At 38.7% G+C, this 18,935-nt stretch carries 16 protein-coding genes, 7 tRNA genes and 1 rRNA gene; 2 read left to right on the top strand and 22 right to left on the bottom strand.

The window, feature by feature from the left end:
• Nucleotide 1 precedes the first annotated feature (1 nt).
• From ABVZ64_RS07535 to ABVZ64_RS07520, 4 genes are all read right to left on the bottom strand, one after another.
• A complete protein-coding gene (locus ABVZ64_RS07535) occupies nucleotides 2–508 on the bottom strand; it encodes a YceD family protein (RefSeq protein ID WP_352400406.1) in 507 nt (168 codons plus the stop codon).
• 47 nt (nucleotides 509–555) lie between these two features.
• Nucleotides 556–1,752: an acetate/propionate family kinase gene (locus ABVZ64_RS07530; protein ID WP_352400405.1), complete on the bottom strand. Its 1,197-nt coding sequence runs from the start codon at nucleotides 1,750–1,752 to the stop codon at nucleotides 556–558.
• Nucleotides 1,753–1,853: 101 nt separating this feature from the next.
• Nucleotides 1,854–2,855, bottom strand: coding sequence for a phosphate acetyltransferase (gene pta, locus ABVZ64_RS07525; RefSeq protein ID WP_352400404.1), 1,002 nt, complete (start codon nucleotides 2,853–2,855; stop codon nucleotides 1,854–1,856).
• A gap of 194 nt (nucleotides 2,856–3,049) precedes the next feature.
• Nucleotides 3,050–4,096 carry an ATP-binding protein gene (locus ABVZ64_RS07520; RefSeq protein WP_352400403.1) on the bottom strand — a complete coding sequence of 349 codons (1,047 nt, stop codon included), beginning with the start codon at nucleotides 4,094–4,096 and terminating at the stop codon, nucleotides 3,050–3,052.
• Between the two features lie 509 nt (nucleotides 4,097–4,605).
• On the opposite strand from ABVZ64_RS07520, the gene ABVZ64_RS07515 reads away from it, so the two are divergent.
• Both ABVZ64_RS07515 and ABVZ64_RS07510 read left to right on the top strand, forming a co-directional pair.
• On the top strand, nucleotides 4,606–5,832 hold the full coding sequence (locus ABVZ64_RS07515; protein ID WP_352400402.1) for a nucleotidyltransferase: 1,227 nt from the start codon (nucleotides 4,606–4,608) through the stop codon (nucleotides 5,830–5,832).
• A gap of 127 nt (nucleotides 5,833–5,959) precedes the next feature.
• Complete coding sequence (locus tag ABVZ64_RS07510; protein WP_352400401.1) at nucleotides 5,960–7,063, top strand: nucleoside recognition domain-containing protein; 1,104 nt, start codon at nucleotides 5,960–5,962, stop codon at nucleotides 7,061–7,063.
• Between the two features lie 3 nt (nucleotides 7,064–7,066).
• Here ABVZ64_RS07510 and ABVZ64_RS07505 read toward each other — a convergent pair whose 3' ends face one another.
• From ABVZ64_RS07505 to rrf, 18 genes are all read right to left on the bottom strand, one after another.
• Entirely contained in the window at nucleotides 7,067–7,570 is a 504-nt protein-coding gene (locus tag ABVZ64_RS07505; protein WP_352400400.1) for a hypothetical protein, read from the bottom strand.
• A 10-nt stretch (nucleotides 7,571–7,580) separates the two neighbouring features.
• The gene (gene coaD / locus ABVZ64_RS07500; RefSeq protein ID WP_313530151.1) at nucleotides 7,581–8,060 is read right to left on the bottom strand and encodes a pantetheine-phosphate adenylyltransferase; all 480 of its coding nucleotides are present in this window, start codon (nucleotides 8,058–8,060) and stop codon (nucleotides 7,581–7,583) included.
• Nucleotides 8,057–8,617: a 16S rRNA (guanine(966)-N(2))-methyltransferase RsmD gene (gene rsmD, locus ABVZ64_RS07495; RefSeq protein WP_352400399.1), complete on the bottom strand. Its 561-nt coding sequence runs from the start codon at nucleotides 8,615–8,617 to the stop codon at nucleotides 8,057–8,059. The genes coaD and rsmD overlap by 4 nt, the downstream gene beginning before the upstream one ends.
• Before the next feature lie 84 nt (nucleotides 8,618–8,701).
• Nucleotides 8,702–10,744 carry an ATP-dependent DNA helicase RecG gene (gene recG, locus ABVZ64_RS07490; protein ID WP_352400398.1) on the bottom strand — a complete coding sequence of 681 codons (2,043 nt, stop codon included), beginning with the start codon at nucleotides 10,742–10,744 and terminating at the stop codon, nucleotides 8,702–8,704.
• 188 nt (nucleotides 10,745–10,932) lie between these two features.
• Nucleotides 10,933–12,609, bottom strand: coding sequence for a DAK2 domain-containing protein (locus tag ABVZ64_RS07485; protein ID WP_502892586.1), 1,677 nt, complete (start codon nucleotides 12,607–12,609; stop codon nucleotides 10,933–10,935).
• Between the two features lie 19 nt (nucleotides 12,610–12,628).
• Complete coding sequence (locus ABVZ64_RS07480; protein WP_352400397.1) at nucleotides 12,629–12,985, bottom strand: Asp23/Gls24 family envelope stress response protein; 357 nt, start codon at nucleotides 12,983–12,985, stop codon at nucleotides 12,629–12,631.
• Nucleotides 12,986–13,268: 283 nt separating this feature from the next.
• On the bottom strand, nucleotides 13,269–14,543 hold the full coding sequence (locus tag ABVZ64_RS07475) for a TRAP transporter large permease (protein WP_352400396.1): 1,275 nt from the start codon (nucleotides 14,541–14,543) through the stop codon (nucleotides 13,269–13,271).
• Nucleotides 14,543–15,049: a TRAP transporter small permease gene (locus tag ABVZ64_RS07470; protein WP_352400395.1), complete on the bottom strand. Its 507-nt coding sequence runs from the start codon at nucleotides 15,047–15,049 to the stop codon at nucleotides 14,543–14,545. Before ABVZ64_RS07470 ends, ABVZ64_RS07475 begins: the two co-directional genes overlap by 1 nt.
• 29 nt (nucleotides 15,050–15,078) lie before the next feature.
• On the bottom strand, nucleotides 15,079–16,113 hold the full coding sequence (locus tag ABVZ64_RS07465; protein ID WP_352400394.1) for a TRAP transporter substrate-binding protein: 1,035 nt from the start codon (nucleotides 16,111–16,113) through the stop codon (nucleotides 15,079–15,081).
• Nucleotides 16,114–16,152: 39 nt separating this feature from the next.
• Nucleotides 16,153–16,899 (bottom strand): SDR family NAD(P)-dependent oxidoreductase, encoded by a 747-nt coding sequence (locus ABVZ64_RS07460; protein WP_352400393.1) that lies wholly within the window; start codon nucleotides 16,897–16,899, stop codon nucleotides 16,153–16,155.
• A gap of 1,113 nt (nucleotides 16,900–18,012) precedes the next feature.
• Nucleotides 18,013–18,084: transfer RNA gene (locus ABVZ64_RS07455), tRNA-Gln, on the bottom strand.
• Nucleotides 18,085–18,115: 31 nt separating this feature from the next.
• A tRNA-Gln gene (locus ABVZ64_RS07450) sits at nucleotides 18,116–18,187 on the bottom strand.
• A gap of 25 nt (nucleotides 18,188–18,212) precedes the next feature.
• Nucleotides 18,213–18,284: transfer RNA gene (locus ABVZ64_RS07445), tRNA-Gly, on the bottom strand.
• 8 nt (nucleotides 18,285–18,292) lie between these two features.
• A tRNA-Leu gene (locus tag ABVZ64_RS07440) sits at nucleotides 18,293–18,376 on the bottom strand.
• A 7-nt stretch (nucleotides 18,377–18,383) separates the two neighbouring features.
• Nucleotides 18,384–18,456 (bottom strand) — tRNA-Lys (locus tag ABVZ64_RS07435).
• A gap of 7 nt (nucleotides 18,457–18,463) precedes the next feature.
• Nucleotides 18,464–18,537: transfer RNA gene (locus ABVZ64_RS07430), tRNA-His, on the bottom strand.
• A gap of 31 nt (nucleotides 18,538–18,568) precedes the next feature.
• Nucleotides 18,569–18,643 (bottom strand) — tRNA-Pro (locus ABVZ64_RS07425).
• Nucleotides 18,644–18,658: 15 nt separating this feature from the next.
• Nucleotides 18,659–18,776 (bottom strand): 5S ribosomal RNA (rrf, locus tag ABVZ64_RS07420).
• Nucleotides 18,777–18,935: the final 159 nt, after the last annotated feature.

Raw genomic sequence — 18,935 nt, 5'->3', positions numbered from 1 at the left:
TCTACACCTCCTCGTCAACATTGAAAAGAGCCCTTAAACTTTCAAACCTCGGATCTATATAGGTAGTATCACATTGGCACTCTCCCTGATTTAAGTCTCTACCACAAGCAGAGCAAAGCCCCTTGCATTCTTCATGGCAAAGAATTTTCATTGGTATAGCACTAATGATACCCCTTTTGACAAAGTCCGTAAGATCAATTTGATCTCCCGAAAAAGTTTCTGTCTCTTCGTTTCCTCTGCCTGTATGAGCAAAACGTTCCTTGATCTCGAAGCAAAGCTCTTTTCTGACAGGTGCAAGACAACGGTCACACCTAAGGTTGACCTCTGTATTGCCCTTTGCTTCAAAAACGAAAATTTCTTCTTCGTTTTTAAGAGTTCCCTCTATCTTTACAGGCTGCAAAAATTCCACAACATCGGGATAATCCGATGTATCATTGATTTGCTCCGTCAGCGTAACAGGCATTGATGCACCGTTTTTGCCAAACAACTGAGCCATTCCAAGTAACATTCAAATCACCCCATAGTCGTACCTAAAATATTATACTGAAAGGGCTCTTATTTGTCAAGAAGTTCCTTAGTATCTCTTGCAATTACCAATTCTTCGTTTGTAGGAATAACCAATACTCTTACTCTAGAATCAGAAGCAGAGATTTCCATTGCTTTTCCTCTTAAAGAATTATTGTAAGAATCAATGTGAACACCCAAGTAACCCAAGTAATCACAAATCAATCTTCTTGTAGAGCCGGAGTTTTCACCTAAACCAGCTGTAAATACGATACAGTCAACGCCATTCATAGCTGCTGCATATGCACCGATTCTTTTTGCTACTTTATAAGCAAATACATCTAAAGCTGCTTCCGCTCTTGTATTGCCGTGTTCGCTTGCATCTTCAATATCACGGAAGTCACTGGATACGCCGGAAATACCCAAAACACCGGATTTTTTATTTAAGATGTTATCCATTTCCTGAGGAGTTAATTTTTCTTTTTCCATTAAGAATGTGATAACAGCAGCGTCAACGTCACCAGCTCTAGTACCCATTACGAGGCCTTCCAAAGGTGTGAAGCCCATTGTAGTATCAATAGACTTGCCGTTTCTTACTGCACAGATGGAACCACCATTACCCAAGTGGCAAGTGATTGTTTTTGTCTGGTCATAAGGTCTTTCTAACATTCTTGCAGCTTCTTCAGATACATATCTATGGCTTGTACCATGGAAACCGTATCTTCTGATTTTGTATTTTTCGTAGTATTCATAAGGAATTGCATACAGGTATGCTCTTTCAGGCATTGTCTGATGGAAAGCTGTATCAAACACACCAACCTGAGGTACACCTGGCATAAGTTTTTCACAAGCTGCAATACCGATTAAGTTTGCAGGGTTGTGCAAAGGTGCCAATTCACTACATTTTTCCAAAGCATCTTTTACTGCATCATCGATGATTACAGAACCAGCAAAATACTCACCACCATGTACAACACGGTGACCAACTGCATTGATTTCCTTCATGCTCTTAACAACGCCATATTCAGGGTTAGTCAAAGCTTCCATAACTTTTTGAACAGCTACGTCATGATCTTCCAGATAGTCTTCAAAAACTACATCATCCTTATCAGCAGGCTGATGTTTCAATCTGGAACCTTCGATACCGATTCTTTCGCAAAGACCTTTTGCCAATACAGCTTCATTTTCCATGTCGAAAAGCTGGTATTTCAAAGAGGAACTACCGCAGTTCAATACAAGAATTTTCATTGTTTTCTCTCCTTCGTAATGTACCTATTTCATAACTAATTTATACTTGTTATTTATACCGCCTTCAAATTTTGAAGGCGGTTAAGCATCAAATGGTGTTCTTATTTGCCCATTACTTCAGCCTGAACTGCTGTCATAGCTACTACCGCAACGATATCATTTGCAGAGCAACCTCTGGACAAATCATTTACAGGCTTTGCAATACCCTGTAATACAGGACCGAAAGCTTCTGCCTTACCAAATCTCTGTACCAATTTATAGCCAATATTACCAGCATCAATGTCAGGGAATACCAAGCAGTTTGCCTTACCAGCAACAGGGCTAGTAGGCGCTTTGAGTTCGCCAACTTCTTTTACAATTGCAGCATCCAACTGGATTTCGCCATCCAACTTAATTTCAGGATATTTTTCCTTTGCAATCTTAACAGCTTCGACTACTTTTGTTACATCAGCATGTTTTGCGGAGCCCATTGTGGAATGGCTCAACATAGCAACTCTTGCTTCTTTGCCAACAAATGCAGCATATGATTTTGCAGAGTCACCAGCAATGCAAGCCAATTCAGCAGGTGTAGGGTTCTGGTTGAGTGCACAATCGGCAAACAGTAAGATACCGTCATCGCCATATTCAGGTGTCTGTGTTACCATGATAAAGAAAGAGGATACCAATTCTGTACCAGGTGCAGTTTTTAAAATTTGCAGTGCAGGGCGCAGTGTATCAGCAGTAGAGTGAATAGCGCCAGAAACCATGCCATCAGCTACCCCCATCTTAACCAACATAACACCAACAAACATGGAGTCATCCATAAGAAGTTTCTTAGCTTCTTCTAATGTCATACCTTTGCTCTTTCTTGCTTCAGCAAGTCCAGCAACCATTTCGTCCATTCTATCATAGCTTTCTGGATCAACAAAAATGGCATCGGAAACATCAAAGCTACCAGCCGCTTCCATGATTTTATCTTTATTACCAATTAATACGATTTCAGCTAATCCATCTTTTAAGCATTCTGCCGCTGCTTCCAAGTTTCTTTTTTCATAAGATTCAGGTAAAACAATTACTTTCTTATTGGCTTTCGCCTTTTCTTTCATTAATGCCAAAAAGTCCACAGTTAAAAACCTCCTAGTTGATTGTAGAATTTTCTTTTGTTACCCACATCTATATTATTATAAACAAAATGTCCCACCGGTACAAGGGAAAAGACATAAAAAAATGGCTGAAATTTACTCTTTTTTTCAGCCATCTGCCCACTTATTGTTAGAAAATATCAGTTTAAACAGCAATAATGATGAGTATGATTCCTTTATGAAATTACTGGAAATTCCATAAAAAATGTCGTGCCCATATATTCTCGGCTCTCAATTCTAATGCTACCTCCCAAGGAAGACACAGCTGCATTAACCACATCCAACCCTACCCCTCTCCCGGAAAACATGGTTGCACTACTTTTTGTTGTAAAGCCTGGTCTTAGTAAAAATGCAAAAATTTCGTTATCCTCATATTCTTCTTCCGGTTTTTTCAAAAGTCCCCTAGTCTTTGCCATGTGTAAGATGCTATGTTTATCTAAACCACGTCCGTCATCTCTAAAAATCACATAAACTCTTTGCCCAGCCTTCTGAATCTCCACCGAAATCTCACCGACGGGGGTTTTTCCCATTTTCTCACGCAGAGCTGTATTTTCTAACCCATGGTCCATGCTATTTTTCATCATTTGTAACACAGCCATGGAAATTTTATCATAGATATCTCGGGGCACTTCCGTTTCCGCTCCCGAAATTTTCACCATAAATTCTTTTGATAATTCTCTGCCCATGATATTTGCCAAACGCTCCATTTGAGGGATGAGCATGCTAAAATTTGTATAGGGAATTTTTTGTTTTCCCTTACGGGTATAGGCTATTTGATAACTGGGACCCTCTGGTTCGTTTTCATTATCAACATGGGCTAAGAAATTTTTAATTCTTCGCACAACGGCCCATCCAAAATCCGTAACTTCATCGTCTGTTTCCATACGACGTAGCTCTCTTTTTAAAAATCCTGAAACCATGCGCAATAGCTGTAGTATTGCCTTTAGGTCTTTTTGGGCTGGCCTTTCTTCCTCACGCAAATAAGAGAACAAGTCCTCCGCACTATGGGCAGTTTCTGAAATAGAGGGGTATCCCATCATAGACGCAGAGCCCTTAATGCTATGCATCGTTCGAAATAAACCATCTACTTCCTCCCTTGACACAGAAAATTCTTCTTCTTTCGCTTTCTCTTCTATGAAGTTGTCGATTTTATCAATATTTTTCCAAGTTTCTTCTAAAAATATATCTTGCAAGAAATCCGGATTATCCACAAACTTCTCCACATCATCAGCCTCTAATCATGAACTATTATATAAAAAGTATATCCTTTTTTCGGAAATTTTTCCAGATAAATTTTTAACGATTTTATAATAATTCTTTTGTTTTTTTTCGTTACATCACATATAACCCCATAAAACCAAAATTTGTATGTTTCTTTCAATTTAGTCTATTGATATCTTTAAACCTTTTCATACTACTTTTCTGCTTAAAGATAAAAACATCTAGTCATATTTTGTTTCTAAATATTTCCCTTTATCACTTTTGTGGTATAATATAAGTTATTTAGGAAAGATTTTGAAACAATGACTTCTTCCATATTGGATAAAAGAATGCCAAAAAACACAATGGTTCTGGCAAAATCAAAAGTTTTACCTCTGGTATTCTAGAATACATTTCATCAATTAAGTATTATAAATGTTAGATGAGGAAACGTACAAACGGTTTTATTTCCTTAAGTATTGCTTTTATTCTAAATTTCTATTAAGTTAATGAAAGAAAAGGAGATGGAAACATGAAAACCCTTGGCATCATAACAGAATATAATCCTTTTCATCTTGGACATCGGTATATGATAGAAGAGGCCAAGAAAAAAAGTTGCGCTGATCGTGTTGTAGTTGTAATAAGCGGCAGTTTCGTCCAAAGAGGAGAGCCCGCCTTTTTTGATAAATGGACAAGAGCAAAAGCTGCCTTATTAAACGGCGTAGATATGGTCTTAGAGCTGCCTGTACTTTTTGCCACTGCAAACGCAGAAACTTTTGCATCAGCTGCTGTTCGTATCTTGGAGGAAACTGGAATTGTCGACGTCCTTTGTTTCGGCTCTGAAAGCGGAAACCTTTCTAATTTACAAGAGGCAGCCAAGCTAATGACCGATGAAACGGAAGAATTTCGTACCCTTTTAAAATCCCACTTGGACTTAGGGTTGTCCTACCCCACTGCTAGGTCTAAAGCATTAGAAACCATTTCAAATATCAACAGCAAAATTTTAAGCGAACCAAATGATATCCTAGCCTTAGAATATTTAAAAGCACTAGAACGATATAAATGCAACATGATACCAATGACAATTCGCCGAGAAGGCAGCGGCTACCATAGTACCTCACTTGAAAACAAATTTGCTTCTGCATCTGCCATAAGAAAAGGTATTTTGGAGGATCAAGTTGCCCAGGCATTCGCACAAGTCCCCGAAAATTGTTATGAGCTATACGGCAAAACCCTTTCCGTTGGAACTGCCCCCATTCTTTGGAAAAATTATGCCGGCCCGCTCAATTATAAGCTTAGAACTGTTTCTGCCCAATACCTGCAGGAGATTTTTGAAGTAACAGAAGGTTTGGAAAACCGAATTCTCCGCTCAGTCGACGATTGCTATGAAATTGATGACATCATTGATTTCATTAAATCCAAAAGGTATACACGAACAAAAATACAGCGTATAATACTGCATATTTTATTAGAAATCAAAGGGGCAGAAGTCTCTTATTTTACGAAGAAACTTCATATGCCTTATATTAGAGTTTTAGGTTTTCGAAAAGAAACAGCTGATATTTTGGGTGACCTTACTATGAATGCAAAATGCCCTGTGCTTACAAACTTAAAAAAAGCGCCGAATATATTAGATGAGGATGGACTCCATCTTTTGGCCTTAGAAAAAACTGCTACAGATCTCTACACAATGACGACACCCAACCCAATATATCGCAACACAAACCAAGATTTCACAGTACCCATGGTTATCCTCTAGGAATTACTAAAATATAGAATTAATATATTAAGCCATTCAATTTCAGGCTAAGTGAAATCTTCATTTTCATAGAACAACCTTTTCAGGCATAAATTATAACAATACATAATGGAAGAAGCTTTTCACCATGAAAAAAAATTCCTTAGTTATAATTTGTGCTTGCTTTTTAGTTTTTGCTTTATTACGCTATCCCCAAGCTATGCTTGCAGCTGGGGCAAAGAGTGTTACTCTATGGTTTAATCAGGTTTTGCCTTCCTTGTTTCCATTTATGGTCGCCTGCGGCCTATTGTTACGCATGGGTGCTGCCGAAATGGTAGGAGAATGGTTAAGACCCCTCATGAAACCTCTATTCGGTCTACCGGGAATTGCTGCATTTCCATTTTTTCTTGGTATTTTTTCAGGCTATCCTATGGGGGCGAAAATCACAGCCTCGTTATATGAAGAAAAGAAAATCTCAATTTCCCAGGCTGAACATATTTTATCATTTTGCAACAACCCGGGGCCATTATTTTTGGTGGGCACTGTGGCTGCTGCTTTTTTTCATGCACCTTTCTGGGGTTACCTATTTTTATTGTGTTGCTTTTTGGGAGCACTCACAACGGGAATTTTATTTCGTATTTTATATCATCAAAAAAACAGCATGGATTTTATCCCTTACCAAAAAACAGCAGCACCTTCTATCTCAGAATGCCTACCCAAAACCATAGCTGACTCCCTAGACACCATCGCCCAAATTGGGGGTTATATCATCCTTTTCGGTGTAGTGGTTGAAGCCTTTAAACAAACAGGTATCTTTGAATTTTTAGGACATGGACTTTCCTTCCTGCCCTTTTCAAATGAATACTTATGCGGCCTTTGTGGTGGGATATTAGAAATGACCAATGGCACATTTATATTAAGCACCGCCCCTGATGATCTTTTTTTAAGGCTCCTTGCATCCTGTATGTTGGTTGGTTTTGGTGGTCTTTCAATCCTGTGCCAAACTTTTGGCATACTCAGGAATGTGCCCATAAAAAAAAGCCGCTATGTTGCGGCTAAACTGTGTAATAGCGTATTCAGTGGTATTTTTTTCTTTATTATAGCCCCATTTGTTGAAAAATACGCACAAAAAACAGTCCCTACCCTTGCTGTGATGGCAGAAACTGCATTTTCCATTCCAAGTTTGTACATAAATTGTAGCCTATTGTTTTTTGTTTTTGCTCTCTTTTTTGGCTTTTTTCAAAGAAAATAACGATTATTTGCCTAAGCGCAACTCTTGAATATTTTCGGCCAAAACATTCAGCGTTTGGGCAAAATAATCATCGGTTTTTATACTTTCGCTATAAACCACAGTCTTTAGCTCTTTCAGCTTGCCCTCTGCATCGGCCAAAACGCCTTCAGCATACTCCATCGCACCTAAACGCATTTCTTTTGACGTTTTCTTTGCCGAATCAATGATTGCAGCCGCCTGTTCGTATGCTTTTTTTGTTACTTCATTATCATCAATCAAACGAACCATACGGTCTTCGGCATTCTTCATTAATTCGTCAGCTTCCCTTTGTGCATCAATCAAAATTTTATTTCTTTCTTCAATGACCCATTTAGATTGTTTTAATTCATTGGGAAGTTTCATACGAATTTCACTGATAATATCGTATATTTCCTCTTTGTCAACAGACACCTTATTGCTAAAAGGCACAGCTCTGCTACTATCTAATATTTCTTCTAGTTCGTCTAATAACTGCAAAACAGAATCCATAAGCACTCCCTCACTTCTTGTATTTTTCTATAATAAAAGGTTTGATTTCCTGAGGAACCATAAAATCAATATTTCCACCAAAAACCGCAACTTCTTTTACATTTGTAGAACTTAAACTAAGATGCTCCTCATCAGCCGCCAGGAAAACAGTTTCCATTTCCTTTCCTAGCTTGCGATTAATCAGATACATCTGGTACTCAACTGCAAAATCCATGGTGTTACGAAGTCCTCTTACCGCGGCTGTTGCTCCAATTTCTTTTGCAAAGTCAGCCAAAAGTCCACTAAAAGAGGCAACTTCCACGTTTTCCATATCAGCTAGAACAAGTTCTAAGTGCTTTTTTCTTTCAGCAACAGTAAATAATGAACATTTATTGGGATTCTCCAAAACTGCCACTACTAATGTGTCAAATAGTTTAGCCGCCCTCTCAATGATATCTAAATGCCCCAGTGTGATAGGATCAAAACTTCCCGCATAAATTGCTTTTTTCATATATTTTCTTCCTCCAGGCACAGAAACGTCATTACCGTAGTTCTGTACTCCTTTTCACGCAAAACCCGAAGTCCCGGGATAGACGCCAGTGGAATTTGCGCCGAGCGTTCAACAATAATATAGCCATCTTTATTTAATAACCCACCCTGAACTATTTTTAACAACGTGGGCTCCGTTAATCCTGCTTCATATGGCGGATCCAAAAAAATTATATCAAACTTCCCTTTTTCTTTGGCAAGCTGATCCAAGGCCATTGGTACTTCTAAACCTATTACTCTTGACTGCTTGTCCAGCTTGGTATGCATAAGATTTTCCTTGATCACCCGTTGGCATCGGGGGTTATGCTCCACAAAAACTGCTTGTGTTGCACCACGGCTTAAGGCCTCAATACCTATTGCTCCACTTCCTGAAAATAAATCTAAAAAATTGCTCTGCGGCAAGTCAAATGCAATGATATTAAATAAAGTTTCCTTTATTCTATCTGTGGTAGGCCTAGTGGATAAACCTTCAATTGTTTGTAGCTTTCTCCCTTTTGCTGCCCCTGCGATCACTCTCATATGCGCATCACCTATTGCTTTCTAATTTGTTACATACATCATTACTATATCAAAAATTTGTATAAAATACAATATAAAACTCTTTCATATCTCTAAAGATTTGCCCTCCAAAAAATGGTCAAACTTAGCTTTAAGCCCTTGATGTACCTCTTGAGATAAGAATGGATCCATCTTTAATAGCTTGTCTGCCGCCTTTTGTGCCTCAATCAAAACAGTCATATCCTGATAAATATTTGCAATCTTCAATTCTGGTAAACCATGCTGACGGGTTCCAAAAAATTCACCTGGCCCTCGTAATTTCAAATCCATTTCCGAAATGACAAAACCATCGTCCGAGTCTACCAATGCCTTCAGTCTTTGCTTCGCAATTTTTGTTTTTGCATCGCTAACCAACACACAATACGATTTTTCTCTCCCCCGTCCCACTCGTCCCCTTAGCTGATGCAATTGGGCCAAACCAAAACGTTCTGCATTTTCAATTAGCATAATGACAGCATTTGGAACGTTTATCCCAACTTCAATTACAGTCGTAGATACAAGCACATGAATTGACCCATTTGCGAAGGCATTCATCATTTCTTGTTTTTCCTTTGGTTTCATTTTTCCATGAACGCATTGCACATTGCAACCATGTAGTTTATGCTGTAATTCCTGGGTATAATTTAATACTGATTGTACCTCTAGCTTCTCATTCTCCTCAATCATGGGGCAAATTACATAAGCCTGTCTACCCTCATGCACTTGTTTCTCAATGAAATTATAAATCCTTTCATGATAATTGCTTGTTACCGCCATTGTATCTATTTTCTGTCTACCTGGTGGCAATTCGTCGATAATAGAAACATCCAAATCACCATACAAAATCAGTGCCAAGGTTCTAGGTATTGGGGTTGCGGTCATGACTAACGTATGGGGATCTACACCTTTTTGATTCAATGCTCCCCTTTGGCGCACACCAAAGCGGTGTTGTTCATCGGTAATAGCTAGGCCTAGCTTATGATATTCCACACCTTTTTGTATGACTGCGTGGGTGCCAATAACCATGTTTGCTTGTCCCGATGCCACCTTTTCTAAGGTATTCCTTTTTTCTTTTACCGACTGACCACCTGTCAATAGCACTGTTTCAAGGCCTAGAGGACCAAAAACTGTAGAAAATGAATGATAATGCTGTTGTGCCAACACCTCTGTTGGTGCCATCAATACGGATTGATAGCCGTTTTGAATCACCCAATAGGAAGCGGTCATTGCAACTGCAGTCTTTCCGCTACCTACATCTCCTTGCACAAGTCGATTCATTTGCTTGCCCGTTGACATGTCTTTTACCAGCTCCCATAAAACCTTTTGCTGGGCATTGGTTAACTGGAAAGGCAAATGTTTTAGAAAGTCCTTCAAAGCCTTTTTCTTCTTCATGACAATGCCTTTATCCTCATGTTCCAGATAGGATTTTAGTGAAAAAAGAGCTCCCTGCAAAACAAAAAATTCTTCAAATACTAGCCTTCGTCTGGCGTCATAAAAACTTTCTTCCGTATTGGGAAAATGTATTTGCTCAATGGCAAAATTGCGCTCTGCAAGATGGTTCTCTTTACGTAGCCACAGTGGCAAATCCTCACCTAAGCCACCCCTTAGTTGACCCAAGGCATCTTCCATTAACCCTCTTAGCATCTTTTGGGAAATCCCCTCAACACTAGGGTACACGGGCACAATCCTTCCTCCTGCAAAGTGATCTCCGATTCGTTCCCATTCGGACACAGCAAATTCCTTTTTGCCATATTTATTTTGCAATTTACCTGTAAACAAATAGGACTCTCCAACTTTTAGAGCCGTTTTCATATAGGGCTGATTGTACCAAATAAGTCCAACCTCACCACTATCATCACTTACCCTAAGGCGGGTAAAGGTAAATCTTCCATGTCTGATTGTTTCACCACTGGCCTTACAACGAGCAATGAAAGTACTTTCCACATCCATTTCTAACTGGCAAATTTTTGTCAGCTTACTTCTGTCTTTATATTCTCTGGGATAATGAGTCAAAAGGTCTTCTAGAGTAAAAATACCAAGCCTATTCAACTTCTTTTCTCTCTGCTCCCCAACACCTTTAAGGATGGAAACTGGGTCATTCCACTCCATATTCTCACCTCTTTCTTCAAATCCCAAATTAATTTATATGAATTTTCGCTATATCTTTTTATTATAAAATTTTTATGGTCTATGTTAAAGCATATTTTAACAGCTTTTCAACCAAATTTCACCATACTCACGAAGAATCAGCACAAAAAAACCGTAGAGCTATATTTTGCCCTACGGAATGTTTGTTTTTATTCTATAGAAATGATATAGAAGTATAAAGGCTGATCCCCACTTTGAATTTCAACTTCACAATCGGGGTAGGTTTCTTCAATAAACGCTGCAATTTCTTGTGCATCATCTTCAGTTACATCAGCACCATAATAAATGCTAACCATTTCGTTATCTTCAGTAATGGTTTGCTTTAGCACTTCTTTTGTACCCTCTGCTACTTCCTTAGCAACAACAACAATTTCATCATTTAACATACAAAGAATATCACCCTCGGTAATTTCCTTATCCCCAAAGCAAGTATCCCTTACCGCATAAGTAACAGAAACTGTGGAAACCGCCTTAATTGCTTCTTTCATTTCTTCAGCCATTTCACCAGCCTCAAGCCCCTCTGCATTACAGAACATGGCACTGATGCCTTCGGGAACAGATCTTGTGGGTACCACAAATAAGTTTTTGTCTTCGCAAAGATCAACTGCCTGTTCCGCAGCCAAAATAATATTTTTATTATTTGGTAAAATAATAATATTATCTGCATGAATCTGCTCAACTGCATTCAAGATATCTTCTGTACTAGGGTTCATGGTTTGGCCACCTTCGATAATCTTATCCACGCCTAAGTTTCTAAAAATATCAGATAAACCTTTGCCCGCAGAAATAGAAACAAAACCGATATCCTTTTTAGGAGCATCTTCTTTCTTCTCTTCAGCAGCAGCCTTTTCAAATGCCTGCATAGGAGTAGCAGCATGAAAATCAATACGATTTGTATGCTGTTCTCTCATATTATCGATCTTCAGACCACTAAGGCTACCAATTGCCAATGCCTTTTCAATTGCCAAACCAGGATGGTCTGTATGCACATGTATTTTAATAATTTCTTCATCACTAACACAAACAATGGAATCGCCAATGGTTCCAAGGTATGATTTTAACTTCTGCACTGTTGCATCATCGGGGTGATTCACGTTGATGAAAAACTCTGTGCAATAGCCAAAAGTGATATCTTCATTCTCAATAGATGCCAATGCAGCAAAGTCTGTAGGCTCTGATTTCGTTGGCTCAGCAACAGTAATAGGACCTTCGTCATGAATATGTTTCAAAGCACCTTCCAAAACATAAAGCAAACCACGTCCACCCGCATCAACAACACCTGCCTGCTTTAACACAGGAAGCATTTCAGGTGTTTTTGCCAAAACCTCATGTCCGTACTCGATCACACCTTTTAGGAAAACCTCGATGTCATCTGTTTCCAAGGACAATTTAGCCCCCGCTTCCGCACAAGCTCTTGCAACTGTCAAAATTGTTCCCTCTTTGGGCTTCATAACTGCTTTATAGGCTGTTTGAACACCTTTATCCAAAGCCATTGCTAAGTCAACTACACCAGCTTCTTCTAAACCTTCCAAGCCTTTTGAAAAACCACGAAACAGTTGAGATGTAATAACACCAGAGTTCCCTCTCGCACCTCTTAATGCGCCGCCAGCCGCCAACTTAGATATTTCATCCACTCTCAAAGAACTGCTTTTTTCAGACTCTCTTGCAGCCGCTAAAACAGTAAGAGACATATTTGTGCCTGTATCCCCATCAGGAACAGGAAATACATTCATTGCATCTACCAACTGCTTATTTGCAGTTAATTCATTTGCTCCGGCAATAATCATTCTACTTAACCGAAGACCATTCAACTTCAAAATACTCACCGATAGTTCCTCCTCATGCTCAATTGTCGACCCTGACACCGTCAACAAAGATATTCACATCTTCTACCTCAAGCCCTGCATATTCTTCAACAGAATATTTCACAGTACTAATGATATTGTCTGCGATGGCAGAAATATTGGTGCCGTATTCTACAATAATATGCAAATCCAAACTAACTTTGTTTTGGTCTACTTGCATCTTAATTCCCTTTGTTAAACTTTCCAACTTCAAAAGCTGTACCAAGCCATCTTTCATATTCTTGGCTGCCATACCTACAATGCCGTAACACTCAATTGCAGCATAGCCTGCAATTCTAGCAATTACCTCACGATCAATGGTAATTACACCATACTCATTTTCCAATTTTGCTGCCATATCAACCAGCCTCCTATCTTAATCCTAATAAACTTAGGATATTTATTATCGATTGCATAGTTAGTTGTATTATACCACCCTTTTCATGTTTTTTAAAGAAAATTTTCTGAAAACACTCTTTTCCATCAATAAATTTATGGTAAAAAAAGATTAAAAAACTTATTTTTTTCTTATTTCTACTAATTTAATGCAAAACCCCCCTCCTAGTTAAAAGGAGAGGGATTTTTTTGGAAGGGGTATAAATAATTATGTAGAAAAATGAGATTATCTATTCCGTAAAATTTTATTGAATGAGGCTTGGCAACCACATGGTAATCTGAGGTATGAATGTTACCAACATCAAAACAATAATTGAAATGAGCAGCATAGGCAACATGGATTTTAAAGTTTGAACAAAGCTTGCCCTTGCTATCTGGTTTGTCATCAGTAAGCAAATCCCAACAGGTGGAGTAACCAAACCTATGCATAAATTGAAACTCATGATAATACCAAACTGCAACGGATCAATACCAAATGCTGATAACAAAGGCAACAAGATTGGAGTCATCATAATAATTGCCGCATTGGCCTCCATCAGCATTCCAATTACAAAGAACAGCACATTCAATAACAAAAGAATTACAATCTTGCTTGAAGTAATGGAGCTAAACACCTCCAAAACTTGCTGTGGTAAGCCCGAAGTGGTTACGACATAACTGGAAGCCTTGGATAGCCCGACTAACATCAAGATTGTAGCTGTACCAATTGCTCCCTCAACAAAGACTGTAAACATATCTTTTGCCTTCATATCTTTATAGATAAAAAGACTTACTGCCAGGGCATATACAACTGCAACAGCCGCAGATTCTGTAGGTGTAAAGATTCCACCAAAAATGCCCCCCAGAATTATAACTGGCATTAATAGAGCCCAAATACCGTCTTTAAAAGTTAGCGCAATCTCTTTTGGTGTTTTCTTTTCATGTGCAGGCAAATCATGCTTTTTACCATAAACCAAAGCATATAAGATTAGTCCGCCAGCCATTAAAACACCAGGAATTACAGAACCCATAAAGAGCTTGGAAACTGAAAGATCCGTAATACTTGCATAAACAATTAAGGTTATGGAAGGAGGAATAATTGGTCCTAAGATAGAAGCAATCCCTGTAATCGCTGCTGCAAAATGGGAAGGATATCCTTCTTCTTTCATGGCAGGAATTGTTGTACCACCTACTGCTGATGCAGTCGCAACACCAGAGCCAGAGATTGCACCAAAAAGCGCAGATGCCAAAACAGTAACCACTGCCAGGGAACCCTTAATCCAGCCGATTAATGCATTTGACACATCAATCAGTTTTCCCGTAATGCTCCGAGACATAATATTGCCCGCCAACATGAAGAATGGAATTGCTAATAAAGAGCTTGAGTTCATGCCTGCAAATAACTTTTGAGGTAAAACAATAAGGGGCATATCAGCAACATTCAAGGCAACTAGAGTGCCAATTCCCAATGCCAAGTAAATAGGTATCCCTAAGAAAGACAACCCCAGTAGCGCAAGAATAACAATCAAACCGGCATTCATCAGCCGCCCACCTCCTCTGTTCCCAACTCTCGAATTTGTGACACGTTTTTCAAAATTACTTCCATAGATGTTAAAATCATAAGGACTGCACCAAGAGGCATACACGCATAAGGGATAGACATGGAAATTTTTAGCCCTGCAGAGATATTACTTGCCGCTGTTTGGCAAAGTGTCAAGGAATATGTAAACAAAAATCCTAAAAATACGATACCAACTATGGTAGCACCAATGGTAAACATACATTTAATTTGGGGTTGAAAGAGATTTATCAAAAAGTCAACCTGTAAGTGGCTATTCTTCCTCGTTGCAATAGCAGCAGCAATCATCACATCATAGATAAATAAATATCTAGCCAATTCCTCACTCCACGAATTTGCTGAGGAAAAACAATATCTTAAAACTACCTGGTATACCATAACAATTATCATAATTGCAACGGTAACCGCTAAAAACAATTTTTCTACTGTTTCCAGCTTATCCAGAAACTTTGAGTAAGCCTTTATCAATGAAATCACCTCATTTTTCTTTTTATAACTTATTCCCCAGCATCCATAGCTTTAATTCTTTCAGTCCAATCTTTTAAATCGGGGAAATTCTGATCTGCAAAACCATCAAAATGCGCTTTAAATGCATCACGGTCAACATCAATGACTGTACAACCCTGTTCAACCAATTTCGCTTCTGCTGCCTCTTCTTTTTCTAACTGCTTCACGCTTACTTCTTGACCTGCAAATTCAGCAGCTTCTGTTACCGCTGCTTGAATGTCCTCAGGCAAGCCATTGTAGTAGTTTGCATCCATAATAAACAAGTTACAGCTATAAACATGGTTTGTTTTAATCCAATATTTGCATACTTCGTTAAATGCATAGTTCATTGAATCAGCCATAGGGTTTTCCTGTCCGGATACCGTTCCCTGCTGTAAAGCGGTATATGTTTCATTCATTGCCATTGGAGTAGGTGCTGCCCCCATCCACTGCCATGTTTTTAAGTACATCTCAAGGTTTGGTGCTCTTAGTTTAAAGCCTTTAAAATCATTAACATTATGCATTTCCTTTGTTGATGTTACAATTCTGGGACCTCTAAAAGTTCCCCCCATCAGCTTAAAACCAGATGCCTCACCAATGGTATCCTTCATTTCCTGTCCCAGGTCGCTATACCAAACATCCATAAAATGGTCATAATCGCTGTAAATATAAGGCATTGCATCAATATTAGCAAGGGGCGTAAATGTTGCCAATGTTCCTACAGATTCACAAATGATATCTGCAACACCGTAACTTAAGCCCTCCAAAACTTCTGATGTAGACCCTAGGCTTGCACCACCATAAAGTTCGACATTTACTTTACCGCTTGTCAATTCTTTTACCTTGTCTGCAAAAACTGCCGCAGTGTCGTATGCATTATCTCCTGCTGTTGAGTTTAATGCCATTTTCCAATTGTATGTATCTCCCCCAGCTTCACCTGCTGCGTCTACACTGTCTACGCTACTACTGCTTCCACCACCGCAGCCTACCAAACAGCCAGCAGCCACCATCATTGCCATTACACTTGCAAATAAACGTTTCTTCATACATTCTTCCTCCTTGTAATTTTAAGTTTTCAAATGGTCTCAGCCATCCATTGTTACGCCACCGTCAACATCACTTATCTCACCTGTTACAAAGCTTGCCAAATCAGATGCATAAAACAAAATTACATTTGCAATTTCCTTTGGATCAGCGCCTCTGCCCATGGGGATTGTAGCTATAATCTTTTCTTTCTTTTCTGCAGACATTCCTGCAGTCATTGGAGTTAATGTCAAACTTGGACACACACTATTGCAAGCAATACCAAAGGTTGCACCCTCTCTTGCTACTGCTTTTGTCAATCCAATTACACCAGCTTTTGATGCCGCATAAGCACTTGTACCTAGTAATCCACCGCCTCGCTTAGCTGCCACAGAAGCAACATTAACAATTCTGCCATACCCATTTTCTTTCATGGAAGGATACAATGTGCTGATTGCTGTATATACACCTGTCAAATTGATTGAAACTACTTTATCCCATTCGTTCTGGGTCACTTCTTCAAATGGCACTGTGCTTACTATGCCAGCATTGTTTACAAGCCCATGTATTTGACCAAAGTCTGCTAAAATTTGAGAGAAAACAGTTCGAATTTCTTGTGCATCAGCTAAGTTTACCTTGTAACAAGAAACATTGTTTTTTCCCAGCTCTTCTCTTACTTTCTCAGCAGTTTCCATATTTAAATCGACAATTATAGCATGTCCTCTACCTTCAACAATGCCTTCAGTAATAGCCTTTCCGATTCCACTTGCACCACCAGTTACAATTATTTTCTTGCCTGCGAAGTCCATTCCTCGCCCTCCAATTCTAAAGCATATTTTTGAATATATGTTCAATTATTTTGAACACATTTATATCAAAGTTTGAATTCAATTTTGATCTTGACTTAAAGCTATCACTATAACCCTATTCTGTCAATGCAAATTTCTAATATTTTTCACTTTTGTCGTTTTGCCATTTTTATTTTTTATTGTAATTCAACATATTTTTCAAAATAAATATATAGGCTATTTGAACACTTTTACTTTTTTTGAATTCAATATATTTACTTTTGTATTTTTAATTTAAATTCTCATTATGTGGTTAATACTTTCCATAAGTATAACATTGGATATTTTTTGTGATTAATTAGTGTTATTTTTATTTCACATAAACAAAATAAAGTAAAGCTTTATACAATTATGGAATTCTCATAACCATTTCTGGTAATACGACAGTATACGTAAGGAAACAACCAGGCGTTAAACCCGTAGTTGTTTATACTTTATTTTTTGCTCATGTATAACACGTTATATCAGTGAGCCACCTATATACTGTTAGTCATTCTTAGAGGATTTTTCTACTTAGTTCATAAATATTGTTTTAATTAATATCCCTTCTACAAATTTAATGAATACTCTGGCTATTTAATTTGTATTTTTTCTAATTTCCATTTAACATAACTATTTTTAAAATTTTGACTTTTTCTTTCCTTTTTCAATTTCAAATTGTTTATGCCCCATTGTGGTACTTGTCTCCTTGCCTAAAACTTAAACTTGATATTGTATCTGTGGGTATGTTAAAAATTTTGTGCATAAAATTTAGGTATACTTCTATTTTTTCAGTCTTCTTTGCAAACTATTGTGGCAACCTATAAAATTTAAATTTCATTAATAACAAATATTTTTTGCATAAATATTACGGGATATGTCCAATTGCACTGCTTATAGATAAACTATGTTTTGCTTTTGGACTACATAAAAAATGCCTTTGTTTTAATAAAATTCGTAGTAACTGACTACGAATTTTATTAAAACAAAGGCATTTTATTTATTTTTTATCGGCCATAAAAGTTTTTTAACTACGCACCAAATGCATAGTCTACTGATTGCAAATAAAAAAGCCTGTAATTACAGGCTTTTAAACTAGGGTAGCAGGATTCGAACCTGCGAATGACGGAATCAGAATCCGTTGCCTTACCACTTGGCGATACCCCATTAAACTAATTAATTTAGCTTAACTTGAGACCTGGGCTAGCTGGATTCGAACCAGCGAATGCAGGAGTCAAAGTCCTGTGCCTTACCGCTTGGCGATAGCCCACTATACGATAATGCAAAAGCTAAAAAGCGCGAAACGAGATTCGAACTCGCGACCCTCGCCTTGGCAAGGCGATGCTCTACCACTGAGCCATTCGCGCAAATTATATGCAGTCGAGGGGACTTGAACCCCTACCCAGAAACCCGGACTAGATCCTTAGTCTAGCGCGTATGCCAATTCCGCCACGACTGCAAAAATATGAGTCACTCGGGGCTCGAACCCGAGACACCTGGATTAAAAGTCCAGTGCTCTACCAACTGAGCTAGTGACCCACAATAGGGTGGATAATGGGATTCGAACCCACGGCCTCCAGAGCCACAATCTGGCGCGCTAACCAACTGCGCCATATCCACCATAAGGATTACAAATCCACTGATACAAGGCTCGGGGTGACAGGATTTGAACCTGCGACCTCCTGATCCCAAATCAGGCGCGCTAGCCAAGCTACGCTACACCCCGAAAACTTTAATTGAATTCTGGCAACCATCTACTTTCCCAGGCAGCTACCCACCAAGTATCATCGACCGCTTAGGTCTTAACCGACGTGTTCGGAATGGGAACGGGTGTGTCCCCTAAGCGCATCATCACCAGAAATTTTTCAGGCTAGCCATAACAAGCTTTCGCTTTTGACTTTGCCTTCAGATGTACTTTCATACACCTTCAAAACTGAACACAAGAACATTAGCATTTTCCTAAGCGTCTATCAAATTCCGACCAGGCACCCTAGGTGCAAAGAGGATTTTGATGCGAA

Origin of the sequence: Anaerotignum sp. (genome assembly GCF_040307045.1) — a bacterium.
Taxonomy (GTDB): domain Bacteria; phylum Bacillota; class Clostridia; order Lachnospirales; family Anaerotignaceae; genus Chakrabartyella.
This window is presented reverse-complemented; position numbering and strand designations above follow the sequence as displayed.

What these genes read in the sequence shown, in the direction of transcription:
- ABVZ64_RS07530 (WP_352400405.1), bottom strand. Translation starts at nt 1,752, where the DNA reads ATGAAAATTCTTGTATTGAACTGCGGTAGTTCCTCTTTGAAATACCAG.
- recG (WP_352400398.1), bottom strand. Translation starts at nt 10,744, where the DNA reads ATGGAGTGGAATGACCCAGTTTCCATCCTTAAAGGTGTTGGGGAGCAG.
- ABVZ64_RS07480 (WP_352400397.1), bottom strand. Translation starts at nt 12,985, where the DNA reads ATGGCAGCAAAATTGGAAAATGAGTATGGTGTAATTACCATTGATCGT.
- ABVZ64_RS07515 (WP_352400402.1), top strand. Translation starts at nt 4,606, where the DNA reads ATGAAAACCCTTGGCATCATAACAGAATATAATCCTTTTCATCTTGGA.
- coaD (WP_313530151.1), bottom strand. Translation starts at nt 8,060, where the DNA reads ATGAAAAAAGCAATTTATGCGGGAAGTTTTGATCCTATCACACTGGGG.
- ABVZ64_RS07505 (WP_352400400.1), bottom strand. Translation starts at nt 7,570, where the DNA reads ATGGATTCTGTTTTGCAGTTATTAGACGAACTAGAAGAAATATTAGAT.
- ABVZ64_RS07535 (WP_352400406.1), bottom strand. Translation starts at nt 508, where the DNA reads ATGTTACTTGGAATGGCTCAGTTGTTTGGCAAAAACGGTGCATCAATG.
- ABVZ64_RS07475 (WP_352400396.1), bottom strand. Translation starts at nt 14,543, where the DNA reads ATGAATGCCGGTTTGATTGTTATTCTTGCGCTACTGGGGTTGTCTTTC.
- rsmD (WP_352400399.1), bottom strand. Translation starts at nt 8,617, where the DNA reads ATGAGAGTGATCGCAGGGGCAGCAAAAGGGAGAAAGCTACAAACAATT.
- ABVZ64_RS07460 (WP_352400393.1), bottom strand. Translation starts at nt 16,899, where the DNA reads ATGGACTTCGCAGGCAAGAAAATAATTGTAACTGGTGGTGCAAGTGGA.
- ABVZ64_RS07510 (WP_352400401.1), top strand. Translation starts at nt 5,960, where the DNA reads ATGAAAAAAAATTCCTTAGTTATAATTTGTGCTTGCTTTTTAGTTTTT.
- ABVZ64_RS07465 (WP_352400394.1), bottom strand. Translation starts at nt 16,113, where the DNA reads ATGAAGAAACGTTTATTTGCAAGTGTAATGGCAATGATGGTGGCTGCT.